The sequence below is a fragment of the Sphingomonas kyeonggiensis genome, from assembly GCF_030812785.1.
GTDB lineage: Bacteria > Pseudomonadota > Alphaproteobacteria > Sphingomonadales > Sphingomonadaceae > Sphingomonas > Sphingomonas kyeonggiensis_B.
Map to the genome: position 1 here is coordinate 503843 of NZ_JAUSTJ010000001.1, position 23700 is coordinate 527542.

A 23700-nucleotide genomic window follows, 5' to 3' on the forward strand; every position below is an offset into this window, starting at 1 on the left:
GAGCCTTATATCACAGATGGTTGGCGGTTGCGGAGCCCGGTTGCGACGAGTTGTGGCGGTATTGCCGTTGCACGATGCAATTCCTCCCCGAGCTCGCTCGGGGAGGGGGACCGCGACGCGAAGCGTCGTGGTGGAGGGGTCGGCGCACCGCGCCGTGACGCCACGCCCCTCCACCACCGCCTTCGGCGGCGGTCCCCCTCCCCCAGACAAGCTGGGGGAGGAATTGGAAGTTACTCCGCCGCCACCGCTTCGACGGTGTCGTCATTCAGCGGCATCGGCAGGCGAGTCAGCATTTCCTTGGGCACGACCTGCCAGAAGCTGCCGACCGCGCGGGCCCAGTCCTCGAGCAGACCGGCGGCCCATTTGCTGTCGGTGGCGAGCACATGCGCCTCGACCAGCCCGCGCAGCTTGGCTTCCCAATGCGCCGAGGACAGGCGCTGCCAGACGATGCTCTCCGGATTGGCGCGCTGCTCGAAGCTGCCGTCCTCGTCATAGACGAAGGCCATGCCGCCGGTCATGCCCGCTCCGAAGTTCATGCCGACCTGGCCGAGCAGCACCGCGGTGCCGCCGGTCATGTACTCGCAGCCATTGGCGCCGCAGCCTTCGACCACCACTTCGGCGCCCGAGTTGCGCACCGCGAAGCGCTCGCCCGCCTGGCCGGCGGCGAACAGCTTGCCGCTGGTCGCGCCGTAGAGGACGGTGTTGCCGATGATCGTGTTCTTCCAGCTCTCGACCGGCGAGCTGACCAGCGGACGCACCACGATGATGCCGCCCGACAGCCCCTTGCCCACATAATCGTTCGAATCGCCGAACACTTCGAGCGTCACGCCCTTGCACAGGAAGGCGCCGAGCGACTGGCCCGCCGAACCGCGCAACCGGACATGGACATGCCCGTCCGCCAGCGTCGACATGCCGTAGAGGCGGGTGATCTCGGACGAGAGCCGGGTGCCGACCGCGCGGTGGGTGTTCCGCACATTATAGGTCAGCTGCATCTTCTCGCGGCGCGCGAAGACCGGGGCGGCATCCTTGATCATCTGCGCATCGAGGCTGTCGGGCACTTCGTTGCGGAAGGTCGACAGGCTGAAGCGGCGCTCGGCGTCGTCCGCATCGACCTTGGCGAGGATCGGGTTGAGATCGAGATCGTCGAGATGCTCGGCGCCGCGGCTGACCTGACGGAGCAGTTCGGTGCGGCCGATCACTTCGTCCAGGCTGCGGAAGCCGAGCTTGGCAAGGATCTCGCGGACCTCCTCGGCGATGAAGGTCATCAGGTTGATGACCTTCTCGGGCGTGCCGACGAATTTCTGGCGCAGCTTCTCGTCCTGGGTGCAGACGCCCACCGGGCAGGTGTTCGAATGGCACTGGCGGACCATGATGCAGCCCATCGCGACGAGGCTGAGCGTGCCGATGCCGAACTCCTCGGCGCCGAGGATCGCGGCGACGACGATATCGCGCCCGGTCTTGAGGCCGCCATCGGTGCGCAGCTTCACCCGGCCGCGCAGGCCGTTGAGCGTGAGCGTCTGGTTGACTTCGGTCAGGCCCATTTCCCAGGGCGTGCCGGCATATTTGACCGAAGTCTGGGGCGAGGCACCGGTGCCGCCGACATGGCCGGCGACCAGGATGACGTCGGCATGCGCCTTGGCCACACCAGCGGCAACCGTGCCGATGCCCGCCGAGCTGACCAGCTTGACGCACACCCGGGCGCGCGGGTTGATCATCTTGAGGTCGTAGATGAGCTGCGCCAGGTCCTCGATCGAATAGATGTCGTGGTGCGGCGGCGGCGAGATCAGCGTCACCCCCGGCGTCGCGTGGCGCAGCTTGGCGATGAACTCGGTGACCTTGAAGCCGGGCAGCTGGCCACCCTCGCCGGGCTTGGCGCCCTGGGCGACCTTGATCTCGATCTCGTCACAGGCGTTGAGATATTCGGCGGTGACGCCGAACCGGCCCGAGGCGATCTGCTTGATCGTCGAGTTGGCATTGTCGCCATTCTCGTACGGCGTGTAGCGCAGCTTGTCCTCGCCGCCCTCGCCCGACACGGCCTTGGCGCCGATGCGATTCATCGCGATCGCCAGCGTCTCGTGCGCCTCGGGCGAGAGCGCGCCGAGCGACATGCCCGGGGTGACGAAACGCTTGCGGATCTCGGTGATCGCCTCGACCTGGTCGATCTGGATGCCTTCGTTCGGGAAGTTGAACTCGAGCAGGTCGCGCAGATAGACCGGCGGCAGGTCGCGCACGCCGCGCGAGAAGGCCATGTAGGACGAGTAGCTGTCGGTCGACACCGCCGTCTGCAGCAGATGCATCAGCTGGGCCGAATAGGCATGGGTCTCGCCGCCGTGGCGCTGGCGATAGAAGCCGCCGATCGGCAACGTCGCGACGCCGCGGTCGAACGCCGCCTCGTGGCGCATCATCGCCGAGAGGTGGAGCGAGGCATAGCCTTCGCCCGAGATCTTGGCGGGCATGCCGGGGAACAGGTCGTTGACCAGCGCGCGGCTGAGACCCACGGCCTCGAAATTATAGCCGCCGCGATAGGAGGAGATCACCGCGATCCCCATCTTCGACATGATCTTGAGCAGGCCCTCGTCGATCGCCTTGCGGTGACGCTTGAGGCACTCGTCCAGGGTGATGTCGCCGAACAGGCCGCGGGCATGGCGATCGGCGATCGAGGCCTCGGTCAGATAGGCGTTCACCGTGGTCGCGCCGACGCCGATCAGCACGGCGTAGTAATGCGTGTCGAGGCATTCGGCCGAGCGGACATTGACCGAGGCGTAAGAGCGCAGGCCGCGGCGGACGAGGTGGGTGTGCACCGCCGCTGCCGCCAGCACGCCGGCGATCGCGGCGCGGCCCTCCGAGACATGCTCGTCGGTGAGGAACAGCTCGGTGCAGCCGGCGCGGACCGCCTGCTCTGCCTCGTAGCGGATGCGCTTGATCGCCTCGCGCAGGTCCTCGGGCGTGCCGCCGGCGGCAAAGGTGCAGTCGATCTCGGCCGACTGGCTGCCGAAATGGGCGCGCAGCCGGTCCCAGTCGCCATTGGTCAGCACCGGGCTCTCGAGCACGAGCACCTTGGAGCCACCGCCCTCGGTGTCGAGGATGTTGGCGAGGTTCCCGAAGCGCGTCTTGAGCGTCATCACCTGACGTTCCCGAAGACTGTCGATCGGCGGGTTGGTGACCTGGCTGAAATTCTGGCGGAAGAACTGGCTGATCAGGCGCGGCTTGTCCGAAATGACCGCAAGCGGCGTGTCGTCGCCCATCGAGCCGATCGCTTCCTTGGCGGTCTCGACCATCGGGGCGAGGATCAACTCCATGTCCTCGAGCGTCTGCCCCGCCGCAACCTGGCGGCGGGTGAGCTCGGCGCGCTCGAAGCGCAGCGGCTGGGCCTCGGGCGCGGGCAGGTCTCCGACGGTGATGAACTCGCCGATCATCCCGGCATAGTCATGCTCGCCGGCGATCTGGTCCTTGATCGCCTTGTCGCAGAGCAGCACGCCCTGGTCGAGATCGACCGCGATCATCTGGCCCGGGCCCATGCGGCCCTTGGCGATGACGGTCGATTCGGGGATCTGGACCATGCCGGTCTCGGAGCCGACGATCAGCAGGCCATCGCTGGTCTGGGTGTAGCGGAGCGGACGCAGCGCGTTGCGATCGACGCCGGCGACTGCCCAGCGGCCATCGGTCATCGCCAGCGCGGCGGGGCCGTCCCACGGCTCCATCACCGAGGCGAGATATTTGTACATCGCCAGATGCTTGTCGGGCGTGTGCTCGTCCCAGGCTTCGGGGACCAGCATCAGCTTGGCGGTGGGTGCGTCGCGGCCCGAGCGGCAGATCGCCTCGAACACCGCGTCGAGCGCGGCGGTGTCGGACGCGCCAGCCGGGATCACCGGCTTGATGTCCTCGCTGCGCTCGCCGAACGCGATGCTGGCCATCTTGATCTCGTGGCTGAGCATCCAGTTCTTGTTGCCGCGGATCGTGTTGATCTCGCCGTTATGGGCAAGGCAGCGGAAGGGCTGGGCCAGCCACCATTGCGGGAAGGTGTTGGTCGAATAACGCTGGTGGAAGATCGCGACGCGGCTGGTGAAGCGCTCGTCCTTGAGGTCGGGGTAGAAGTCCGACAGGCTCTCGGCGAGGAACAGGCCCTTGTAGATGATCGAGCGGGTCGACAGCGAGCAGATGTAGAAGCCGCTGATCTGCGCGGCGATCACCGCCTTCTCGATCCGGCGGCGGACGAGATAGAGCTCCTTCTCGAACTCGGCAGCGTCCATCGCATCGGGCTGCGGGCCGGCGATCATGATCTGCTCGATCTCGGGGCGGGTCGCCTGCGCCTTCATGCCGATCACCGACACGTCGACCGGCACCTGGCGCCAGCCATAGATGGTGTAGCCGGCCTCGATGATCTCGGACTCGACGATGGTGCGGCACGCCTCCTGCGCGCCGAGATCGGTGCGCGGCAGGAAGACCATGCCGACGGCGAGCCGGTTCGGCAGCACGCGGTGGCCGCCGGCGGCGATCGCATCGTCGAAGAAGCGGACGGGCAGGTCGACATGCAGGCCGGCGCCGTCGCCGGTCTTGCCGTCTGCATCGACGGCGCCGCGGTGCCACACCGCCTTGAGCGCATCGATCGCCGACTGGACGACGCGGCGCGAAGGCAGGCCGTCGGTCGCGGCGACCATGCCGACGCCGCAGGCATCGCCCTCGAACTCGGGACGGTACATGCCCTCGCGGGCCATCCGCTCGCGTTCGCCCAACTTCATTTCGACTGCTCCTTCTCGAGGATCCTGGTCACCAGGTCCTCGGTGATCTTTTCCAGCTTCGCGTCCAGCTCCGGACTTGCCTCGCGGCTCCAGTCCGAGACCGCCTTGATCACCTGCGAATTCAACCGCTGGATCTGGGCACCGGCCGGGGTGAAGGCGAATTGCGCGAGCGCCTTCTGGTCTTCGGGCGAGAGCGCGCGGGCCGCGCCCAGCGCGGTCGACCCGAGGCTCGCCCCCAGCGCCTTCTCGCTGATATCCTTTTCGGGATCGGCCATCACTTCGCTCAGCATCGCCTTCACATCGAGATTGCCGACCATTGCCGCGCGCAGGCGCACACCGACCGGGCCGGAATAGAAGGCGATCGCGTCGCGCAGCTCCTGCTCGCTCATGTTGGCGGCATAGAGCGCGCCCAGCCGGTCCCAGAGCTTCGGCAGCGTCCGCAGCGTCTGCTCGCGGATCGGCGGTGCCATCGCGTCGAGCATCATCTTGATCACGCCGGGATGCTCCTTCTCGAGCGCCCGCATGTCCTCATTCTCGGCGAACATCTTGGCGACGCTGACCAGCATCGCGCTGATCTGGTTGTCGGCCGAGACCTCGTCATTGTTGAGCTTGGCAAGGTCGTGCCCGAGCGCCAGCTGCTGCGGCGAAGCGATGGCCTGCGTCTGCGCGGAGGCGCCCCCCGGCACGGCAAGCGGCGAGAGCGCGAACAGCGCGGCGGCGAGCGGAAGCGCGCGCATCAGCCGCCCTTCTTCTTGGCGAGATACTCGGCGACCGCCTTCATCGCCAGGCCTTCGAGCTGAGGACGATTGGCGGCGACGAGCTTGAGCGCCCAGGCCTGGCTGGTCGCGGCGATCTTCGGGTTGACGCTGCCCATCTTCTGCGCGGCAGGGCTGCCGGCGAACGCCATCAGCGCCGGATAATCCTCCGGCGTCAGCTTGGCCATCACCGCGGCCATCGCCGCCTGCTGCATCTCCTGCGCCGACTGGCCGGGCGCGCTGCCCATCGTCTCATAGACTTCGGCACGCACCTTCTGGCCGGTCGGGCTGGCGAAGAAGGTCAGCGTGTCGGTGATCTCGCCCGGGGTAAGATCGGCCTTGAGGATGGTCTCGATCTCGCCGCGCAGCGACGGCAGCGCCGCGATCAGGATACGGGTGAACTGGCCGCGCAGCTGGCCGCCAACCTGCTCGCGCAGCCCCGGATTGGCGTCATAGGTCGCCTTCATCTTGGGGTCGGCAGCGATCTGCTGGTCCATGCCCGTGTCGAAGGCGCGGCCCGCGATGCGCCCGATCGACTCCTCGGGCACCATCAGCGCGACGAGCTTCTGGAGGTCCCCCTCGGCGACGGACGCGGCGACCGGACCGGCGGCGAACGCCTGGGCCGGGGCCAGCAGGGCGGCGCCAAGAGCAAGGGCAGCGAGGAACGACTTCATCGGGTCAACCTTATCAAGCAGCCCGTGCCGCATCGGCGCGGGCGCGCATCCAGGCATGCATGTGCGCCGCCACGTCGCGGCCGTCGCGAATCGCCCAGACGACGAGACTCGCGCCGCGGACAATATCGCCCGCCGCGAAAACACCGTCGAGGCTGGTCATCATCGTGCGCCCATCGGTGCGCAGCGTGCCCCAGCGGGTGACGCCGAGTTCCTCGGCACCGAACAGGCGCGGCAGGTCCTCGGCCTCGAAGCCGAGCGCCTTGATCACCAGGTCGACCTGGAGCTGGAAGGCGCCGCCCGGATCGATTTCCGGCGCGCGGCGGCCCGAGGCATCGGGCGCACCGAGCCGCATGCGCGAGGCGCGCACGCCGGTGACCTTGTCGCCGCCATCGAACGCTTCCGGCGCCGAGAGCCAGACGAACTCGACGCCTTCCTCCTCGGCATTGGCGGTCTCGCGCTGCGAGCCCGGCATGTTGGCGCGGTCGCGGCGATAGAGGCACTTCACCGAGGTGGCGCCCTGGCGCACCGCGGTGCGGACGCAGTCCATCGCGGTATCGCCGCCGCCGATCACCACGACATGCTTGCCGTTCGCATCGAGGCTGCCGTCGTCGAACGCCGGCACCGCATCGCCAAAGCCTTTGCGGTTCGAGGCAGTGAGATAGTCGAGCGCCTCGACGATCCCCTGCGCGCCGACGCCCGGCGCCTGGATGCCGCGCGCCTTGTAGACACCGGTGGCGATCAGCAGCGTATCGTGGCGCTTGCGCAGATCGTCGAGCGTCGCCTCACGGCCGACCTCGAAGCCGAGATGGAAGACGACGCCGCCCTGCTCGAGCCGCTCGACGCGGCGCATGACGATGTGCTTCTCGAGCTTGAAGCCCGGGATGCCATAGGTGAGCAGCCCGCCAGCGCGGTCGTGCCGGTCATAGACATGCACGTCATAGCCATATTCGCGGAGATACTCGGCAGCGGCGAGGCCGGCCGGGCCGGCACCGACGATGCCGACCGACTGGCCCCGCGCGGGGCCCACCGCGACCGGCTCGACCCAGCCTTCTTCCCAGGCGGTGTCGGTGATGAACTTCTCGACCGAGCCGATCGTGACGGCGCCGTGTCCGGAGAATTCGATGACGCAATTGCCTTCGCACAGCCGGTCCTGCGGGCAGATGCGGCCGCAGATCTCGGGCATGGTCGAAGTGCTGTTCGACAGCTGATAGGCCTCGCGCAGCCGCCCCTCGGCGGTCAGGCGCAGCCAGTCGGGGATATGGTTGTGAAGCGGGCAATGGACCGAGCAATAGGGCACGCCGCACTGCGAGCAGCGGCTGGCCTGTTCCTCGGCGCCGGGCACCGCATAGCGATCCGCGATCTCGCGGAAGTCCTCCGCACGCAGTTCCGCCTCGCGCTTGCTCGGATAAGCCTGCGCCGTTCCAACGAATTTGAGCATCGTTTCCGCCATGCGGCGCGCCTAACGCCGCAAGCGAGTCGATAAAAGTCAGCAAACCTGACCTATATTGGGTTTTTCAGCCTAATCGGCGCAAATTTGAAAGATTATTGCGCCGATTTATGGCCGATCCGGACTTATCGCATCGAAAGCCAGGCGATGGCGGCGATGCCGGCGGCGATTCGGTACCAGGCAAAGGGCGCGAAGCCGTGCTTCGAGACGATGCCGACAAATGCCTTGATCACGACGATCGCGACGATGAACGCCGTGACGAAGCCGATGGCGATCTCGTCCCAGCCCACCCGGGCCGAGACGATCGCATCGTGGTTCTTGGCCAGCTCGAGCACCGTCGCGCCGAGCATGGTCGGGATGGCGAGGAAGAAGCTGAACTCGGCGGCGGTGCGCCGCTCCACGCCCAGGCTGAGCGCGCCCATGATCGTCGCGCCCGAGCGGCTGACGCCCGGGATCATCGAGATGCACTGGATGAAGCCGATGCCGATCACGCGGACCAGCGGGATCTCGGCGATGCCGTGGATCGTCGCGTTCTTCACCAGCCGCTCTATGACCAGGATGGCGATGCCGCCGATCACCAGCGCCCAGGCCACCACCATCGGCTCGCCGAGTAGCGCCTCGATATGCTTGTGCAGCGCCAGGCCGATCACCGCCGCCGGGATGAAGGCGACCAGCAGGTTGCGCACGAAGCGGATCGAGACCGGGTTCAGCCTGATCAGCCCTTCGGCCACCGCCCAGAAGGTCCGCCAGTAGAGCACCACAACCGCCAGGATCGCGCCGAGCTGGATGACGACGTTGAACATCCCCCAGGTGGCGGCGTCATAGCCGAGCAGCTCGGAAGCGAGGATCAGGTGGCCGGTCGAGGAGACGGGCAGGAATTCGGTGATCCCCTCGACGATGCCGAGGAGAATCGCGACCAGGGTTTCGCTCATGCTTGGCTAGGCTCCGATGCGCTTGCGGCGCGGAAATGCGTTCAGGCGGCCAGCTTGCCGAAGCGGCCGTGGCGGCGATAGCGGACCAGCCAGCCCGGCGCGACGCTGGCGAGCGGCGTCGCGGGGACGCCGAGCGCGGCGAGGCCGGGGGCATCGCCGGCGACATTGTCCGCCTGGAGCATCCGCCACTGGTCCCGCGTGATCGGCGTGCCGGGCAGCAGCGCGATCAGCGCGCCGAGCGGATCGGGCAGCTCGGCAAAGGCCGGCCGGTGGCCCGTCGCGCCCGCCAGCCAGTCGAGCAGGCCGCGCATGGTCAGCGTGTCGGGGCCGCCCAGCGCATAGGTCTGGCCGGCATGCGCCTCGGGCGAGGCGAGCGCGGCGACGACGGCGCGGGCGACATCGACGACATAGACCGGCTGGAAGCGGACATCGGCGCGCAGCACCGGCACGACCGGGCCCATGCCGACCATCGCGGCGAAGCGGTTGGTGAACTGGTCCTCGCGCCCGAAGACGAAGGAGGGGCGCAGGATGGTCGCGTTCGGGAAGGCCGCGCGCACCGCCGCCTCGCCCGCCGCCTTGGACTGGCCATAGGCGGAGGCCGACTCGGCATCGGCACCGAGCGCGGAGAAATGGATCAGCGTCTCGACGCCGGCGGCCTGGGCGGCCGCGGCGACGTTGCGCGCGCCGGCGGCGTTGACGCCGTCGAAATCGCCGCTGAGCACCCCGGCGAGGTTGACCACCGCATCGGCACCGGCGACCGCCGCAGCAATCGTATCGGGCTGGGTCACGTCGGCGGCGACGAACTGGGTCTGGCCGAGGCCGCCGAGCGGCTTGAGGAACCAGGCGTCGCGCGGACGGCGCTGGGCGATGCGCAGGCGGGCACCCGCCGCGAGCAGTTCCTGGGCGATATAGCGGCCGACGAAACCGCCGCCGCCGATCAGCACTACGAGTTTGTCCTTCATGCCTATTTCCTGGAACTGAAACTGTCTGTCGGTGGAGCCTTCCCATGCCGCGCGGCGGGCGGGGAGGCAAGCGCAGGATCACGCGGTTCGGCGTGCCGGGGTTCGCATCCCAGCGGGTGGCGACCTTTACACCCGCCCGGCGCCGTGCTGGCCTAGCTCTTCTTCTGCATCCGCAGCGTGGCGGAGCCCAGCCATCCGCCAAGGCCCGGGACACCCAGGGCGGCGAACACCGCGACGAGCAGGCCCGACACGGCGAAGGGCATCGGATCATCCTTGAGCTTGTCGGCGGCGCGCTTGGCGAAATGGACGCTGGACGCGACCAGCCCCTCGCCATCGATCCAGGGCGATTCCGCATTCTCGGCGGCAGCCAGCAGCGCACCCAGCGCGGCATGCAGATCGCGCAGGGCTGCCAATGCCTCCTTGCGCTCGTCGAGCGGCGGACCGCCATTGTCGCCCGGCCTGTCGAGTTCGACGATGAGCGAATCGACCGCGGCCAGCGCGACCGGGGCCAGCTGCTTGAACGCGGCCACGCGCTCCGGCAGGCTTGCGATCCCGGTCCAGGAGGAAGACGGGATCGTCGGTGCCGGCTCTGGCGGTGCCGGGCTTATCGTCACCATTTCCGGGACAATGCCGGCCGCCTCCCGGGCCTCGCCTCGGCCCTGCCGGAGAATCGCGCCGGCGATCGCCGACAATGCCGCGCTTACACGGTCTTCCGAGGTCAGGCCCGTGTCGAAATAGACATAATAGCCGATCGAGCCGCCCGCGCCCCTGACCTCCGTCACGCCGCGGATTTCCGCCGCCTGCTCCTCGAAGCTGGCCTTGGAGGCTGCGGGCCAGCCGCTCACCTCGACATAGATGCGAGGCTCCTTGCCGGTGGAGAAGTTCAACGTGTCCGCCATGGGCAAGGATTAGAAGTGCGGCGGAAATCGCGTCAACCGTCGCTGCCGCGGAGCCTGCCGGCCAAACGCCTTGCAATGTAGGATTTCCCATGTTTGCGTCGGCAACGCCCGGAGGAAGGTCCGGCCGCTCTTTCTCATGGCGAGACATCGCCGCACGATAATCCGGACCGGGTAAAACCGGCCGTAGCAAAGCCGATGCCGCGCAGGCCCCGGATGTCGTGACCTTTGTGAACTTTCATACCCAGCCTGGGTAAAATCCTAGGCCTTTCGCGAGATACAGCGGAAGCCGATATGGCTGGTCGCGCTGTCGACCTGCTGGGGATGGCGCGCCGCCGGGCGGTAGCGCTGGCAATAGTTGACCGCGCAGAGATGCGAGCCGCCCTTGAGCACCCGCCGTCCGATCTTTCCGCCCGGCGCATGCGATTCATAGCTGTCGCCGATCGTGGCCCCGCGCGGATTGACCGCCTCGCAGCAGCTGCCCTTGATCGGCTGCGGCGTGCCGTACCAGTCGCGCGTCCATTCCCAGACATTGCCGATCATGTCGAACAGTCCATGGCCATTGGCCGGAAAGCTGCCGACAGCGCTGGTGCGATAGCGGTCGTCGGGCTTGAGCGTGGCGAAAGGGAACATGCCCTGCCAGTAATTGGCGAGGATCGCGCCGTCGGGGGCCAGCTCGTCGCCCCAGGCATATTCCTTGTCGACCAGCCCGCCGCGCGCGGCGAACTCCCATTCCGCCTCGGTCGGCAACGCCTTGCCCGCCCATTTGGCATAGGCATCGGCATCCTCGAAGGCGACATGGACGACCGGATGGTCCTCCAGCCCCGCGATGCTGCTGTCGGGCCCGGTCGGATGCCGCCAATCGGCGCCGGGCACGAACGCCCACCACTGGCCATGATCGTCGAGCGACACCGGCTGGGGCGTGCGCCGGAAGACCAGCGAGCCGGGCACCGCCAGTGCCGGGTCCATGCCCGGATAGGCGCGCGGATCGGGTGCCTTCTCGACGAAGGTGACATGGCCCGTCGCCGCGACGAATTCGGCGAACTGCGCGTTGGTGACCGGCGTCTCGTCGATCCAGAAGCTGTCGACCCGCACCCGGCGCAGCGGGCGCTCCTCCTCGTAGAAGCGCTCCGAGCCCATGGTGAAGCTGCCGCCGGGGATCAGCTTCATGCCTTCATGCGAGACTGCGCGGGTGGCGGGGCGGGGCGCGACCTTCTTCATCGCGCCCTCCTATGCGGGCCGGCCGCCCCGCCGATCAAGCCCCCGCCGATCGAGCCCTATGCGTCAGCCGATCGTCATCAGGCTGGCATTGCCGCCTGCCGCGGTGGTGTTGATCGAGATCGACACTTCCTCGAGCAGCAGGTCGGTCGGATAGCCCGACGCGCCCGGGGTGAGCAGGGTCACGATCGGGCCGTCGCGCTCGGCCAGTTCCTGCGCCACCGCAGCGACCTGCGCCGCATCACCCTCGACCAGCGCGGCGGCGATGGGCTCGTCGCCGGGTGCGAAGGCAGCGGCGACGCGCGGCGGCAGGCCGGCGGGGAGCGCCATGCCCTGCAGCGTGCCCCGGTTGCCGGTCGCCAGCACCGTGGCGATCTGGGCGTGGAGGCCGGCGGTCGTGACCGGGCGCATCAGGATGCGGCCGCGCGGGTGGAGCGCGTAGAGATTATCCTCGCCGACCGGCCCGGGCAGCGTGCGCTCGGCACCCAGCGCCGAGACCGTGCCATAATGCAGCGCGGCCCGGGCCGCCTTGGCCTCGCCCTGCGCTTCGAGCCAGGCGGCGAATTCCGAAAGCGGCGTCGCGGCCGTGCCGCTCGGCTCGACCGCCACCGGCGCCTCGTGCACCAGCCGACCGAGATAGAGCGGTCCGCCCGCCTTGGGCCCGGTGCCCGAAAGCCCGTGCCCGCCGAATGGCTGCACCCCGACGATCGCGCCGATCACGTTGCGGTTCACATAGAGGTTGCCGGCCTTCACCCGGCTGGTGACCTCGGCGATCGTCGCGTCGAGGCGGGTGTGGAGGCCGAAGGTGAGGCCGTAGCCGGTGGCGTTGATCGCATCGATCAGCGCGGACAGGTCGTCGCGGCGGTAGCGCAGGACGTGGAGGACCGGGCCGAACACCTCGCGCTCGACATCGGCGATATGGCCGATCTCGATGATCGTCGGCGGCACGAAGGTGCCGTGCCCGGCGGCGGCGGGCAGGTCCTGCTGCTCGATCCTGTGGCCGCGGACACGCATCGTCGCGATATGGCGCTCGATATTGCCTTGCGCTTCGGCGGTGATCACCGGGCCGGTATCGATGGCGAGCGCGTCGGTCCGCCCGATGCGCAGCTCCTTGAGCGCGCCCTTGAGCATTGCCAGCGTGCGATCGGCGACTTCCTCCTGCAGGCAGAGGATGCGCAGTGCCGAGCAGCGCTGGCCGGCACTGTCGAAGGCCGAGGCGATGACGTCGGCCACGACCTGTTCGGCGAGCGCGGAGCTGTCGACGATCATCGCATTCTGCCCGCCGGTCTCGGCGACCAGCGGGATCGGCTTGCCGGCGGGCGACAGGCGGGTGGCGAGCTGGCGCTGGATCAGCCGGGCGACGTCGGTCGAGCCGGTGAACATCACGCCCGCGGTCTCCGGCGCACCGACCAGTGCCGCGCCGATCGGGCCGTCGCCGGGGACGAGTTGGAGCGCATCGGCGGGCACGCCTGCGTCATGGAGCAGCGCCACGGCCTGGGCGGCGATCAGCGGGGTCTCCTCGGCCGGCTTGGCGAGCACCGGATTGCCCGCGACCAGCGCCGCAGCGACCTGGCCGGTGAAGATCGCCAGCGGGAAGTTCCACGGGCTGATGCAGACCACCGGGCCTAGTGGCGCCTGGGCCGGGCCGAAGGTGGCGCGGGCGCGCTCGGCATAATAGCGCAGGAAGTCAATCGCCTCGCGGACCTCGGCGATGGCGTTGGGCAGCGACTTGCCCGCCTCGCGCACGATCAGGCCGAGCAGCACCGGCATGCGCGCCTGCATCGCATCGGCGGCGGCCTCGAGCATCGCGGCGCGGCGGGCGACGGGGGTGGCGCCCCAGCTCGATGCGGCGGCGCGGGTGACAGCGGCGGCGGCAGCCTCCGGCGAGACCTCGACCACTACGCCTACCGTGTCGCGGTGATCGGCGGGATTGCAGACCTTCCGCTCGGTGCCCTGTCCGTCGGCGGGTTCGGCGCGCCAGGCGATCGTCGCGCTGTGCTGGAGCGCCTGGCCGAGCGCGGCGAGCGCCTGCTCGTCGCTCAGGTCAAGACCGTCCGAGTTCCGGCGATCGGGATACAGCGCATAGGGCAGGGCGATCCTGTCGTGATGCGCGCCGGGGTTGGGCATCGCCTGCACCTGCGCGACCGGGTCGGCGACCAGCTCGGAGACGGGGATGTCGGGATCGGCGATACGGTTCACGAAGGAGGAATTGGCGCCATTCTCCAGCAAACGGCGGACGAGATAGGCCAGGAGGGTCTCGTGCGTGCCCACCGGCGCGTAGATGCGGCAGGGCCGGTCGAGCTTCTCCTTGCCGACGACCTGCTCGTAGAGCGGCTCGCCCATGCCGTGGAGGCACTGGAACTCGTACTTGCCGACGACGAAGTCGGGCCCGGCGAGCTGGTAGATCGTCGCCAGCGTCTGGGCATTGTGGGTGGCGAACTGGGGGAACACGCGATCGGTCGCCGCCAGCAGCTTCCGGGCGCAGGCGATGTACGCGACATCGGTGTGGATCTTGCGGGTATAGACCGGAAAGTCGGGCAGGCCGTCGACCTGGGCGCGCTTGATCTCGGCATCCCAATAGGCGCCCTTGACCAGCCGCACCATGATCCGGCGCCCGGCGCGTCCGGCAAGGTCGATGATCCAGTCGATCACGAAGGGACAGCGCTTCCCGTATGCCTGGACGACGAAGCCGAGCCCGTCCCAGCCGGCCAGATCCGGATCGAGCGCCAGGCTCTCGAGCAGGTCGAGCGACAGCTCGAGCCGGTCGGCCTCCTCGGCATCGATGTTGAGGCCGATGTCATAGCTGCGGGCCAGCGCGGCGAGCGTCTTCACCCGCGGCAGCAGCTCACCCATCACCCGATCGGCCTGCGAGCGGGCATAGCGCGGGTGGAGCGCCGACAGCTTGATCGAGATGCCCGGCCCTTCATAGATGCCGCGCCTGGCCGACGCCTTGCCGATCGCATGGATCGCGTTCTCATAGTCGCGGTAATAGCGCTCGGCATCGGCACCGGTCGTCGCCGCCTCGCCCAGCATGTCATAGCTGTAGCGGAAGCCCTTGGCCTCCTCGTGCCGGGCGCGCTTCAGGGCCTCGGCGATCGTCTCGCCGGTGACGAATTGCTCGCCCATCATCCGCATCGCGATGTCGATGGCGCGGCGGATCACCGGCTCGCCGGCGCGCGCGACCAGCCGCATCAGCGCGGCGCCCAGGCCCTTGTCGTCGGCGGTGCCGACCAGCTTGCCGGTCACCACCAGCGCCCAGGTCGCCGCGTTGACGAACAGCGGCTTGCCGCCGAGATGCGCGCGCCAGTCGCCATCGGCGATCTTGTCGCGGATCAGCGCATCGCGGGTGGCATCGTCGGGGATGCGGAGCAAAGCCTCGGCAAGGCACATCAGCGCGACGCCCTCCTCGCTCGACAGCGCATATTCCTGGACCAGCGATTCGACCGCGCCGCTGCGGCGGCGGGCGCGGAGACCCGTGACCAACTGGTTCGCCGTCTCGCGGACCGCAGCCCGGGTCGCCTCGTCGAGCGTCGCTGCCTCGATCAGCGGCACCAGGGCCTCGCGCTCATCGCGGCGATAGGCGGCGGTGATCGCCTGGCGGAGCGGCGTCGGCTCACGGACGGGCGGAGCGAAGGTGGCGAAGGGCGCTGGCTGGGTCATCGCGCCAATATATGCGCTTGCCCTTGGTCGATCCGACTTATCCGCGAGCAATTACAGGCGCATTCGCCATATTACTGGCGATCTGCTAGGCGAAAATCATGAAGAGACCCCCCGCAATAGTCGATCTGGACGAGTTCGACCGCAAGATCGTCGCCGCGCTGGCCGCGGACGGGCGGATGACCGTCACCGATCTCGCCAGACAGGTGGGGCTCTCCAAGACGCCCGCCCAGGTGCGGCTCAAGCGCCTGATCGACACCGGCGTGATCCGCGGCTTCCGCGCGATCGTCGATCCGGCACGGCTGGGGCTCGACCATATCGCCTTCACCGAAGTGAAGCTGGCCGACACGCGGGAGAAGGCGTTGCAGGAGTTCAACGCGGCGGTGCGGCGCATTCCCGAGGTCGAGGAATGCCACATGCTGGCGAGCAATTTCGACTATCTGCTCAAGGTGCGCACCGCCGATATCCGCCGCTACCGGATCGTGCTGGGGGAGAAAATCTCCAGCCTGCCGCATGTCGCCAGCACATCGACCTTCGTCGCGATGGAGACGATCAAGGATTAGTTTGCAAACTTTGCTTGGACGGAATTGCAAAGGTTCGTCTGCGCATCTTTTCCGTCACCCCGGCCTTGTGCCGGGGTCCACGGGGAGGCGAGTCGTGGACAGGAGGTTCGAGTCCGGCCGGTGCGGCACAGTGGACCCCGGCACAAGGCCGGGGTGACGCAGTATTTGTTGAAACCGTGTCATCGACGGAATTCCGAAGCGCCCAGCCCCTATGGCCGCGAGCGCTTCGGCGCGAAGTTCAGCCGGCGGGTGACGTTATAGTCGAGCACCGCCATCACGAAATACGCCGCCGCCTGCTTAATCCGCGTCCAGGGGCCGGTGCGCGCCTTGTAGAGCTCGGGCGTGATCCGCTCGGACCGCGCCACCTCGCCGTCGACAAAGGCGCGGACATAGGCGGCGAAGGCGGGATCCTCGACGCGGAACATCAGCTCGAGGTTGAGGAACATCGAGCGGATGTCGAAATTGGCCGAGCCGATGTTCACCACATCGTCGAGCAGGAACAGCTTCGCGTGGAGCTTGGTCGGCTGATATTCGTAGATCTGGACGTTCTTGCGCAGCAGGCCGGCGTAGGTGAAGCGCGCCGCCCAGATCGCCGCGCCGTGATCGAGCTTGGAGGGCAGCACCAGCCGCACCCGTCCGCGCTGGCCGGCGCGGTCGAGCCGGCGGAGCATCGCCGGGTTGGGGGCGAAATAGGCGGCGATGATGTCGATCGACTGCGCCCGGTCCATGTCGCGCTTCACTTCGCGCGCCCAGGGCGAGAGCCGGCGCATCGGCCCGCCGAGCAGCCAGCGCGTCGCGCCTTCGGGCTCGCTCCAGGTGCGCAGCGTCTTGGCCAGCTTGCGCAAGCTGGCGCGCGGGCGCTTGGCCCAGTTCGACAGCGCGTCGAAATAGCCGACCAGCCGCCCGGCCGCGGGCCCCTCGACCAGCAGCCCCAGGTCGCGCCAGGCGGCCTCGGCGATCGTGCCGAAATAGCTGTCCTCGATATTGAACCCGCCGATGATCACCCGCTCCTCGTCGGCGAGCGCGAGCTTCTGGTGGTTGCGCAGCAGATAGCGCCGCCCCCAGCGCGGCACGAAGCGGCAGACATCGACGCCGGCTTCGTGGAGCGGATCGAAGAAGCGGCGGCTCTGGGCATGCTCGCTGCCCAGCCCGTCGACGATCAGGCTGACCTTCACCCCGCGCGCCGCCGCCTCGATCAGCGCCTGGCGCACCGCGGCGCCGGCCTCGTCATCGACATAGATGTAGTAGAGCACGCGCAGCGTGCGGGTCGCGCGGCGCATCAGGTCGAGCAGCGCCTCGAGCCGTTCGGGCCCGTCGGGCAGCAGCGTCAGCCGGTTGCCTTCGACGGTGTAGCTCGGCTGGTTGAAGCGCATCGGCTGGTGATGCGGGACCATCGCTTGCGGAGCAAGGGGGGCGAGCGCTTCCAAGGGGACTCCGCGGACATCGTTGCGATGGCGTTCCCAACGCGCGGGCGGCGATTCGGTTCGCCGCGCGGGCGGGGCGCCCATTTTCTTGACTTTTCCACAGCTGGACCCTAAATCGCGCCCTTTCCCGGACACTCCGTTTTTCAAGGAAGCGTAGATGGCGCGCGTCACTGTCGAAGATTGCGTCGACAAGGTTCCCAACCGTTTCGATCTCGTGCTGTTCGCGGCGCAGCGCGCCCGCCAGATCTCGGGCGGCGCCGATCTGACCATCGATCGCGACCGCGACAAGAACCCGGTCGTCGCCCTGCGCGAGATCGCCGAGGAGACGGTTCGCCCGACTCACCTGGAAGAGGCCGTGGTCTCGAGCCTGCAGCGCGTGCAGATCGACGACGAGGAGGCCCCGGACGAGGTCGGCTCGATCGCAGCTTCGGCCGAGGCGCTCCGCCTCACTGCCGCTGCCCCGCCGCGCAACCAGAATCTGGGCGGCGACTACGACGGCTGAGCCGGCGAATCGCTGAACTTTGCAAAGGGCCGGGGGCAACTCCGGCCCTTTTGCTTTGTGCGTCGCGGGCTAGGATGCGGCCATGCCATCCGCCGATCCGCGCTACCAACTGAGCGATCCCCGCATCAATGCCGCGGAAGCGCCCTATACCTTCTTCCTGCCCAGCGCGGCCGAGATCGCCGCGGTGGGCAAGGACGATCACGCCAAGCTGATCTTCGAATATCTCCATCCGACCGAGCAATGGTCGGCGGAGCGGATGTGGGTGCTGATCGAGACGGTCGACGGCGATGCAATGACCGGCACGCTCGACAACGTTCCCCTGGAACCAAGCTCGACGCTGCAATTGGGCGAGCCCGTCCGGTTCGCACGCCATCACGTCATCGCGATCGACTGGGCAGATGCAGAAGCTGCGCCACCGCCTGTCGAACATCGTGAATACTGGGAGCGCTGCCTCGTCGATGCCTGCGTGCTCGACGGTTCCGAACCGGTCGAGTTCCTCTATCGCGAAGCGCCGGAAAGCGAGGAGGGCGAGCAGCATCCGGACAGCGGCTGGCGGATACGCGGTCGCATGGGCGACGCGACCGACGCGGAGATAGAAGCGCGCGAGGTGCACTATACCGCGGTCGGGGCAGTGCTCAACCGGGACGACAGCTGGCTGCACCTGATCGATTCGCCCGCTGGATCGGCATTCCTGCGCGACTTCGCAGCGAACCGCTACAACCCGGAATAGGTGGCTATCCCGCGCGCCCGAAGCGGCGCCAGGCGATCAAGGGCACCGCGACGAGCACGAAGACCATCAGCAACGGATAGACGAGCATCCCCGCACGGTCCCGCTCGATCCAGGCAATCGCGATCAGGCACGGCACCGCGAGCAGCGGAGTGATCTTGGTCGCCCCCCACAGCAACCGCCCCCGAGAGGAAGCCAGCCGCGCCTCGGGCGATCGCGGGAGCAGGACCAGCGTCGCGGCCAGCTTGACCCCGAGCAACAGGATCACGGCCGCCCAGAGCAAGTCGACGGTCATTCCCCGGCCGGCGCCGCCTTCCGCCCCTTGAAGCCCTGCGCCACCACGAACCATTCGACCGAGCCCTTGCGGCTCGACGGCGGCTTGGCGTGCTTTACGGTGGTGAAGTTGCGCCTCATCTCGGCGACCAGCGACGAATCGGCGCCGCCGGCGAACACCTTGGCGACGAAATCGCCGCCGGGCTCGAGCACCTGGATCGCGAAATCGAGCGCGGTCTCGACCAGGCCCATCGTCCGCAGCGCATCGGTCTGCGGATGGCCGACGGTGTTGGCCGCCATGTCCGAGACGATCAGGTCCGGCGCGCCGCCCAGTTCCTCGATCAGCCGGTCGGGCGCGGCATCGTCCATGAAGTCCATCTGGAGGATGATCGCGCCGTCGATCGGATCGACGGGCAGCAGGTCGATGCCGACCACCGGCGCCTTGGGCAGCCGCCTACGCACCACCTGGGTCCAGCCGCCCGGCGCGATGCCCAGGTCGAGCACGCGCTTCTTGCCCTTGAGGAAGCCGAACTTCTCGTCGAGCTCGATCAGCTTGTAGGCCGCGCGGCTGCGATAGCCCTCGGCCTTGGCGCGCTTGACGTACGGATCGTTGAGCTGGCGTTCGAGCCAGCGCGTCGACTGCGCGGTGCGCTTGCGCGCCGTCAGCACGCGGGTATGGCCGCGTCCGCCGCCTCTGCTCACAAGATTCTCCCGTTGATCAGGCGGCGGAGGATGCCTTCGCGGATGCCGCGATCGGCGATGCCGAGCCGTTCGGCGGGCCATAGATCGAGAATCGTCTCGAGGATAGCGCAGCCGGCAACGACCAGGTCGGCACGCTCGGAGCCGATGCACGGCACCTGGCTGCGCTCGGCCATGCTCATGCCGGAGATGCGCTGGCTGACCTCGCGCATCGCCGGGGCCGGGACGATCAGCCCGTCGACCACCGATCGGTCATAGGCGGCGAGCCCAAGATGCACGCTGGCGAGCGTGGTGACGGTGCCCGAGGTGCCGAGCAGCCGCCGCGTGCCGCGCGGGGGGCGGAGGCGCTTGGCGAAGGGCGCGAAGCTCTCGGCGACGCGGGCGCGCATGCCGGCATAGAGCGCGGCACGGTCCTCCGCCGTCTCGGCGTCGCCCGAAGCCTCGGTCAGCGAGACCACGCCCCAGGGCGCGCTGTGCCAGTCGAGGATCCGAGGCACGTCGCCGCCGCGCGAATCGACCAGCACCAGCTCGGTCGAGCCGCCGCCGATGTCGAACACCAGAGCCGGGCCGTCGCCGGGCTCGAGCAGTGCGTGGCAGCCCAGCACGGCGAGCCGCGCCTCTTCCTCGGCGGTGATGATGTCGAGCGCGATGCCGGTCTCGCGATAGACGCGCTCGATGAACTCGGTGCCGTTGGACGCCTGGCGGCACGCCTCGGTCGCCACCGAGCGGGCGAGCGTCACGTTGCGGCGCTTGAGCTTCTCGGCGCAGATCCGCAGCGCGGCGATGGTCCGCTCGATCGCGGCGTCGGAGAGCCTGCCGCTGGTCGCCAGCCCCTCGCCCAGCCGGACGATTCGCGAAAAGGCATCGACCACCGCGAAGCCCGATCCCTGCGGACGGGCGATCAGCAGCCGGCAATTATTGGTGCCCAGGTCGAGCGCCGCATAGTGGCGCGCCTCGCCCGGCCGGCCGCGCATCGGCCGCTCCTGGGGCCGCTGTATCGGCGGCGCGCCCCTCCGGACTTTTCCGGAACCACGGCCGCGGGGCATATTGGCGGTGCCATCCCCCATCATATCACTCGCTTATGTTCTGTTCCGTCACGGCTTTTTCGCCGCCGGTGCTTGGATGCGAGGCTAGCGGAGAGTGGGAGCGGGAGCAAGAAGGCGGCGGGGCAGGGGGCGTTGACAGCGCCGGATCAGCACCGTATTGCGCCCCGCCTGCCGGCAGTGATGCCGCGTGATGCCCCGTCGTCTAAAGGTAAGACTACGGACTCTGACTCCGTCAATTGAGGTTCGAATCCTCACGGGGCATCCAAATTTCATCCTCAGATCAGCGAACCGCCGCCGCCCCGGCAGCGAATCGTCGTGCCCGAAGTATCGGAAACGGGCGCGATCCGGGTCGGACCGCGCCCGCCCGATCAGTAGAAGGCGCCGTAGATCACATCGACCACGCGGCGAGTGCGCACATTGACCAGCAGCAGGTCCGGGCCGTAGCGCACCCAGCGATAGCCGCGCGGCGGCGCGCCGAGGCCGAGATCGTACCAGTCGTCATAATAATAATTGTTCGACAGGAAGAGCAGCGGCAGCAGCCCGCCGATCGACCAGCGCTGGTAGCGATAGCCGGGCGGATAGCGGAAGCCCGGACGGTGGATCGGCCGGAACTGTGGCGGACGGCCGATGCCGGGCCGGTGCGGCGGGCGCGCCACCGGAGGCCGCGGGTTCGGCGGACGGACGATCGGCGGGCGCGGCGTCGGCGGCCGGACGCCCGGCTGGCCCGGATTGGGCCGGCCCGGACCACCACCAGGACCGCCGGGTCCGCCATGATGCCCGCCGGAGGGCGGGCGCTGCTGGCCGGGAGGCCGGTCGCCCGGACGGTGCTGCTGCGCCTCGGCCAGCGCCGGTGCCAGGAGGATCGCCATCGCGGCGAGGGAAGTCAGCTTCTTCATGTGCTTCTCCGACTTCGAGAAATCCCACCCCCGAAACGATCCGCCGGCCAAAAGGCTGCGCGCTCAGCGCCCGGCGCGGCTCTTCATCAGCGGCTGGATGCGCGTGCCGAAATTCTCGACGCCTTCGAGGAAGTCGTCGAAGGTCAGCAGCACGCCGCCGGTGTTGGGCACTTCGGCCATCTCGTCGAGCATCCGCGCGACGCTCTCATAGCTGCCGACCAGGGTGCCCATGTTGATGTTCACCGCCCCCTCCGGCGCGGCGAGCTGGCGGACATTGGTGGTCGGGTTGTTCTTGTCGGCGGCGCCCTGGTCGATCAGCCAGCGCACTGCGTCGATGTCGAGGCCGTCGCGGTACAACTGCCATTTGGCCATCGCCCCCTCGTCGGTCTCGTCGGCGATCACCATGACCAGCACGAACACCTTCACGTCGCGTCCGGTCTTCGCCGTCGCTTCGGCGAGCCGCTCGTTGTTGAAGGCGAAGGCAGTGGGCGTGTTGACGCCCTTGCCGAGGCAGAAGGCATAGTCCGCCCATTTCGCCGAGAAGGCGAGCCCCTCGTCCGACGAGCCGGCACAGATGATCTTCATCTCGCCCTGGGGCGTGGGGCGGACGAGGCAATCGTCCATCTGGTAGTAGGTGCCCTTCAGGTCGCTGCGCCCGGTCTCCCACAGCTCGCGCAGGATCTGGGCGTATTCGTCGAGCATCTGATAGCGGTTGCGGAAATGCTCGTCGCCCGGCCACAGACCCATCTGGCTGTACTCGGGCCGCTGCCAGCCGGTGATCAGGTTGAGCCCGAACCGGCCATGGCTGATCGAATCGATCGTGTTGCACATCCGCGCGGCGAAGGCCGGCGGGATGACCAGCGTCGGGCAGGTGGCGTAGATCTTGATCTTCTCGGTAACCGCGGCGAGGCCGGCCATCAGCGTGAAGCTCTCCAGCCCATATTCCCAGAACTCGGTCTTGCCGCCGAACCCGCGCAGCTTGATCATCGAGAGCAGGAAATCGAGGCCGTGCTTCTCGGCGCGGAGCGCGATCTCCTTGTTGAGATCGAAGCTCGGCATGTACTGCGGCGCGTTCTCGCTGATCAGCCAGCCATTGTTGTTGATGGGAACGAAGACGCCGACTTCCATTGTTATTCCCCCAGAAATGCGAGCACGCGGGCCTCGAAGCCCGGCGGATCGGTGACGTTGCAGGCGTGCCCTCCCCAGGGCATGCGGACAAGCTGCGCCTGCGGCAGGGCTTGCGCAAGCCGCTCCGAGCAGCTGGGCGGGACGAGGGCATCGTCGTCGCTGACCAGCAGCAGCACGGGCCTGGCGAGCGGCCTGGCCTCCAGCCGGTCGATCAGGTCGAACTGCAGCGCCTCGAGGATGCGCGCCTCGACCATGTCGGCGGGGAAACCGGCGACATGGTGCCGCGCCTCTTCCTCCAGCCGCGCGTCATTTTCCGAAATCCAGCGAGGCGGGAACAGGAAGATCGGCTGGGCATCGACATATTTGCCCGGGCCATAGGCGCGCAGCAGCGCGAGCCGGGCATCGAAGCAGCGCTGCGTATAGGGGTCGAGCCGGCCCCAGCCATTGACCACCACCAGCTTCTCGATGCGCTCCGGCATGTCGAGCGCCAGGCTGAGCCCGCCCATGCCACCGATCGCATGGCCGAGGATCGAAGCCCGCGCGATGCCGAGCGCGTCCATCAACAGGCGGATATCCTCGCCGATACTCTCGATCCGCGGGGTGACGGTGCGGTCCGAGCGGCCGGTGCCGCGATGGTCGTAGAGGATGACGCGGTGGCGCTCGGCAAGCGCCGGCAGGTTCGGCCGCCAGTAATTGCCCGAACCGCCCATGCCGGCGGAGAGGATCAGCGGGGGACCGCTGCCATGTTCCTCATAATAGAGCCCCGCCGCCTCGGGCATCAGCCGATATGCGCCACCGAGGCAATCTCGACCAGGCAATCGGGCTTCACCAGATCGGCCCGGATGCAATAACGGGCCGGCTTGGCGCCGGGGAAATACTCGGCATAGATCTGGTTGAAGACCGGATAGTCGGCGAAATCCTTGAGGAAGATGTGGTTCATCGCCACGTCCTCCAGGCTCGCGCCGGCCGCCTCGAGCGTGGTCTTGATCACCTCCAGAATATGGCGCGTCTGCCCCGCGGCATCGCCGACATGGAGGACGATGCCACCCTCGCCCAGCGCCAGCACGCCCGAGACATAGACGGTGTTGCCCGCCTTGGCGCCGGCCGAATAGGGGGCGATCGGGGTGGGGAACTGGGGCGGATTGATCGGCTCGAAGGGCAT

Annotated in this window: 20 protein-coding genes and 1 tRNA gene; 4 read left to right on the forward strand and 17 right to left on the reverse strand. The window is 68.2% G+C overall.

Going from position 1 to position 23700, the window contains the following annotated elements; genetic code table 11:
* Positions 1-230: 230 nt before the first annotated feature.
* From gltB to putA, 9 genes are all read right to left on the reverse strand, one after another.
* Entirely contained in the window at positions 231-4739 is a 4509-nt protein-coding gene (gene gltB / locus J2W22_RS02425) for a glutamate synthase large subunit (protein WP_307116675.1), read from the reverse strand.
* The gene (locus J2W22_RS02430; RefSeq protein ID WP_307116676.1) at positions 4736-5476 is read right to left on the reverse strand and encodes a DUF2059 domain-containing protein; all 741 of its coding nucleotides are present in this window, start codon (positions 5474-5476) and stop codon (positions 4736-4738) included. Before J2W22_RS02430 ends, gltB begins: the two co-directional genes overlap by 4 nt.
* On the reverse strand, positions 5476-6168 hold the full coding sequence (locus J2W22_RS02435) for a DUF2059 domain-containing protein (RefSeq protein ID WP_307116677.1): 693 nt from the start codon (positions 6166-6168) through the stop codon (positions 5476-5478). The genes J2W22_RS02430 and J2W22_RS02435 overlap by 1 nt, the downstream gene beginning before the upstream one ends.
* A gap of 13 nt (positions 6169-6181) precedes the next feature.
* On the reverse strand, positions 6182-7618 hold the full coding sequence (locus J2W22_RS02440) for an NAD(P)-dependent oxidoreductase (RefSeq protein WP_307116678.1): 1437 nt from the start codon (positions 7616-7618) through the stop codon (positions 6182-6184).
* Positions 7619-7740: 122 nt separating this feature from the next.
* A complete protein-coding gene (locus tag J2W22_RS02445; protein ID WP_307116679.1) occupies positions 7741-8547 on the reverse strand; it encodes an undecaprenyl-diphosphate phosphatase in 807 nt (268 codons plus the stop codon).
* 41 nt (positions 8548-8588) lie between these two features.
* Complete coding sequence (locus J2W22_RS02450; protein ID WP_307116680.1) at positions 8589-9509, reverse strand: NAD-dependent epimerase/dehydratase family protein; 921 nt, start codon at positions 9507-9509, stop codon at positions 8589-8591.
* 152 nt (positions 9510-9661) lie between these two features.
* Entirely contained in the window at positions 9662-10408 is a 747-nt protein-coding gene (locus J2W22_RS02455; RefSeq protein WP_307116681.1) for a hypothetical protein, read from the reverse strand.
* A 258-nt stretch (positions 10409-10666) separates the two neighbouring features.
* The gene (locus J2W22_RS02460) at positions 10667-11575 is read right to left on the reverse strand and encodes a formylglycine-generating enzyme family protein (RefSeq protein WP_307117973.1); all 909 of its coding nucleotides are present in this window, start codon (positions 11573-11575) and stop codon (positions 10667-10669) included.
* A gap of 114 nt (positions 11576-11689) precedes the next feature.
* Positions 11690-15283 (reverse strand): trifunctional transcriptional regulator/proline dehydrogenase/L-glutamate gamma-semialdehyde dehydrogenase, encoded by a 3594-nt coding sequence (gene putA / locus J2W22_RS02465; protein ID WP_307116682.1) that lies wholly within the window; start codon positions 15281-15283, stop codon positions 11690-11692.
* Positions 15284-15381: 98 nt separating this feature from the next.
* Here putA and J2W22_RS02470 point away from each other — a divergent pair, with 98 nt between their 5' ends.
* Positions 15382-15843: an Lrp/AsnC family transcriptional regulator gene (locus tag J2W22_RS02470; RefSeq protein WP_307116683.1), complete on the forward strand. Its 462-nt coding sequence runs from the start codon at positions 15382-15384 to the stop codon at positions 15841-15843.
* A 209-nt stretch (positions 15844-16052) separates the two neighbouring features.
* Here the strand turns inward: J2W22_RS02470 and J2W22_RS02475 are convergent, their stop codons facing one another.
* On the reverse strand, positions 16053-17216 hold the full coding sequence (locus J2W22_RS02475) for a phospholipase D-like domain-containing protein (protein WP_307117974.1): 1164 nt from the start codon (positions 17214-17216) through the stop codon (positions 16053-16055).
* Positions 17217-17424: 208 nt separating this feature from the next.
* Between J2W22_RS02475 and rpoZ the strand changes: the two genes are divergently transcribed.
* Together rpoZ and J2W22_RS02485 are read left to right on the forward strand one after the other, a co-directional pair.
* On the forward strand, positions 17425-17769 hold the full coding sequence (gene rpoZ, locus J2W22_RS02480) for a DNA-directed RNA polymerase subunit omega (protein ID WP_116839672.1): 345 nt from the start codon (positions 17425-17427) through the stop codon (positions 17767-17769).
* A gap of 82 nt (positions 17770-17851) precedes the next feature.
* Complete coding sequence (locus J2W22_RS02485; RefSeq protein ID WP_307116684.1) at positions 17852-18499, forward strand: immunity protein Imm33 domain-containing protein; 648 nt, start codon at positions 17852-17854, stop codon at positions 18497-18499.
* A gap of 4 nt (positions 18500-18503) precedes the next feature.
* On the opposite strand, the gene J2W22_RS02490 is transcribed toward J2W22_RS02485, so the two are convergent.
* Genes J2W22_RS02490 through J2W22_RS02500 form a run of 3 tightly spaced genes read right to left on the reverse strand, consistent with a single transcriptional unit; the run spans position 18504 to position 20535 of the window.
* Positions 18504-18791 (reverse strand): hypothetical protein, encoded by a 288-nt coding sequence (locus J2W22_RS02490; RefSeq protein ID WP_307116685.1) that lies wholly within the window; start codon positions 18789-18791, stop codon positions 18504-18506.
* Positions 18788-19471, reverse strand: a complete 684-nt coding sequence (locus J2W22_RS02495; RefSeq protein WP_307116686.1) for an RlmE family RNA methyltransferase — start codon at positions 19469-19471, stop codon at positions 18788-18790. Before J2W22_RS02495 ends, J2W22_RS02490 begins: the two co-directional genes overlap by 4 nt.
* Positions 19468-20535: a Ppx/GppA phosphatase family protein gene (locus J2W22_RS02500; RefSeq protein WP_373422928.1), complete on the reverse strand. Its 1068-nt coding sequence runs from the start codon at positions 20533-20535 to the stop codon at positions 19468-19470. The genes J2W22_RS02495 and J2W22_RS02500 overlap by 4 nt, the downstream gene beginning before the upstream one ends.
* A 170-nt stretch (positions 20536-20705) precedes the next feature.
* Here J2W22_RS02500 and J2W22_RS02505 point away from each other — a divergent pair.
* Positions 20706-20779: transfer RNA gene (locus tag J2W22_RS02505), tRNA-Gln, on the forward strand.
* A gap of 103 nt (positions 20780-20882) precedes the next feature.
* Here J2W22_RS02505 and J2W22_RS02510 read toward each other — a convergent pair.
* From J2W22_RS02510 to rutC, 4 genes are all read right to left on the reverse strand, one after another.
* The gene (locus J2W22_RS02510; protein ID WP_307116688.1) at positions 20883-21410 is read right to left on the reverse strand and encodes an RcnB family protein; all 528 of its coding nucleotides are present in this window, start codon (positions 21408-21410) and stop codon (positions 20883-20885) included.
* 63 nt (positions 21411-21473) lie between these two features.
* On the reverse strand, positions 21474-22538 hold the full coding sequence (gene rutA, locus J2W22_RS02515; RefSeq protein WP_307116689.1) for a pyrimidine utilization protein A: 1065 nt from the start codon (positions 22536-22538) through the stop codon (positions 21474-21476).
* Positions 22539-22540: 2 nt separating this feature from the next.
* Positions 22541-23317 (reverse strand): pyrimidine utilization protein D, encoded by a 777-nt coding sequence (gene rutD / locus J2W22_RS02520; RefSeq protein ID WP_307116690.1) that lies wholly within the window; start codon positions 23315-23317, stop codon positions 22541-22543.
* Positions 23317-23700 carry a pyrimidine utilization protein C gene (gene rutC / locus J2W22_RS02525; RefSeq protein WP_307116691.1) on the reverse strand — a complete coding sequence of 128 codons (384 nt, stop codon included), beginning with the start codon at positions 23698-23700 and terminating at the stop codon, positions 23317-23319. The genes rutD and rutC overlap by 1 nt, the downstream gene beginning before the upstream one ends.

What these genes read in the sequence shown, in the direction of transcription:
- gltB (WP_307116675.1), bottom strand. Translation starts at nt 4,739, where the DNA reads ATGAAGTTGGGCGAACGCGAGCGGATGGCCCGCGAGGGCATGTACCGT.
- J2W22_RS02460 (WP_307117973.1), bottom strand. Translation starts at nt 11,575, where the DNA reads ATGAAGCTGATCCCCGGCGGCAGCTTCACCATGGGCTCGGAGCGCTTC.
- J2W22_RS02490 (WP_307116685.1), bottom strand. Translation starts at nt 18,791, where the DNA reads ATGACCGTCGACTTGCTCTGGGCGGCCGTGATCCTGTTGCTCGGGGTC.
- rpoZ (WP_116839672.1), top strand. Translation starts at nt 17,425, where the DNA reads ATGGCGCGCGTCACTGTCGAAGATTGCGTCGACAAGGTTCCCAACCGT.
- rutA (WP_307116689.1), bottom strand. Translation starts at nt 22,538, where the DNA reads ATGGAAGTCGGCGTCTTCGTTCCCATCAACAACAATGGCTGGCTGATC.
- J2W22_RS02475 (WP_307117974.1), bottom strand. Translation starts at nt 17,216, where the DNA reads ATGCGCTTCAACCAGCCGAGCTACACCGTCGAAGGCAACCGGCTGACG.
- putA (WP_307116682.1), bottom strand. Translation starts at nt 15,283, where the DNA reads ATGACCCAGCCAGCGCCCTTCGCCACCTTCGCTCCGCCCGTCCGTGAG.
- J2W22_RS02455 (WP_307116681.1), bottom strand. Translation starts at nt 10,408, where the DNA reads ATGGCGGACACGTTGAACTTCTCCACCGGCAAGGAGCCTCGCATCTAT.
- J2W22_RS02500 (WP_373422928.1), bottom strand. Translation starts at nt 20,535, where the DNA reads ATGGGGGATGGCACCGCCAATATGCCCCGCGGCCGTGGTTCCGGAAAA.
- J2W22_RS02470 (WP_307116683.1), top strand. Translation starts at nt 15,382, where the DNA reads ATGAAGAGACCCCCCGCAATAGTCGATCTGGACGAGTTCGACCGCAAG.
- J2W22_RS02440 (WP_307116678.1), bottom strand. Translation starts at nt 7,618, where the DNA reads ATGGCGGAAACGATGCTCAAATTCGTTGGAACGGCGCAGGCTTATCCG.
- J2W22_RS02485 (WP_307116684.1), top strand. Translation starts at nt 17,852, where the DNA reads ATGCCATCCGCCGATCCGCGCTACCAACTGAGCGATCCCCGCATCAAT.
- J2W22_RS02435 (WP_307116677.1), bottom strand. Translation starts at nt 6,168, where the DNA reads ATGAAGTCGTTCCTCGCTGCCCTTGCTCTTGGCGCCGCCCTGCTGGCC.
- J2W22_RS02450 (WP_307116680.1), bottom strand. Translation starts at nt 9,509, where the DNA reads ATGAAGGACAAACTCGTAGTGCTGATCGGCGGCGGCGGTTTCGTCGGC.
- J2W22_RS02430 (WP_307116676.1), bottom strand. Translation starts at nt 5,476, where the DNA reads ATGCGCGCGCTTCCGCTCGCCGCCGCGCTGTTCGCGCTCTCGCCGCTT.
- rutC (WP_307116691.1), bottom strand. Translation starts at nt 23,700, where the DNA reads ATGCCCTTCGAGCCGATCAATCCGCCCCAGTTCCCCACCCCGATCGCC.
- J2W22_RS02510 (WP_307116688.1), bottom strand. Translation starts at nt 21,410, where the DNA reads ATGAAGAAGCTGACTTCCCTCGCCGCGATGGCGATCCTCCTGGCACCG.
- rutD (WP_307116690.1), bottom strand. Translation starts at nt 23,317, where the DNA reads ATGCCCGAGGCGGCGGGGCTCTATTATGAGGAACATGGCAGCGGTCCC.
- J2W22_RS02445 (WP_307116679.1), bottom strand. Translation starts at nt 8,547, where the DNA reads ATGAGCGAAACCCTGGTCGCGATTCTCCTCGGCATCGTCGAGGGGATC.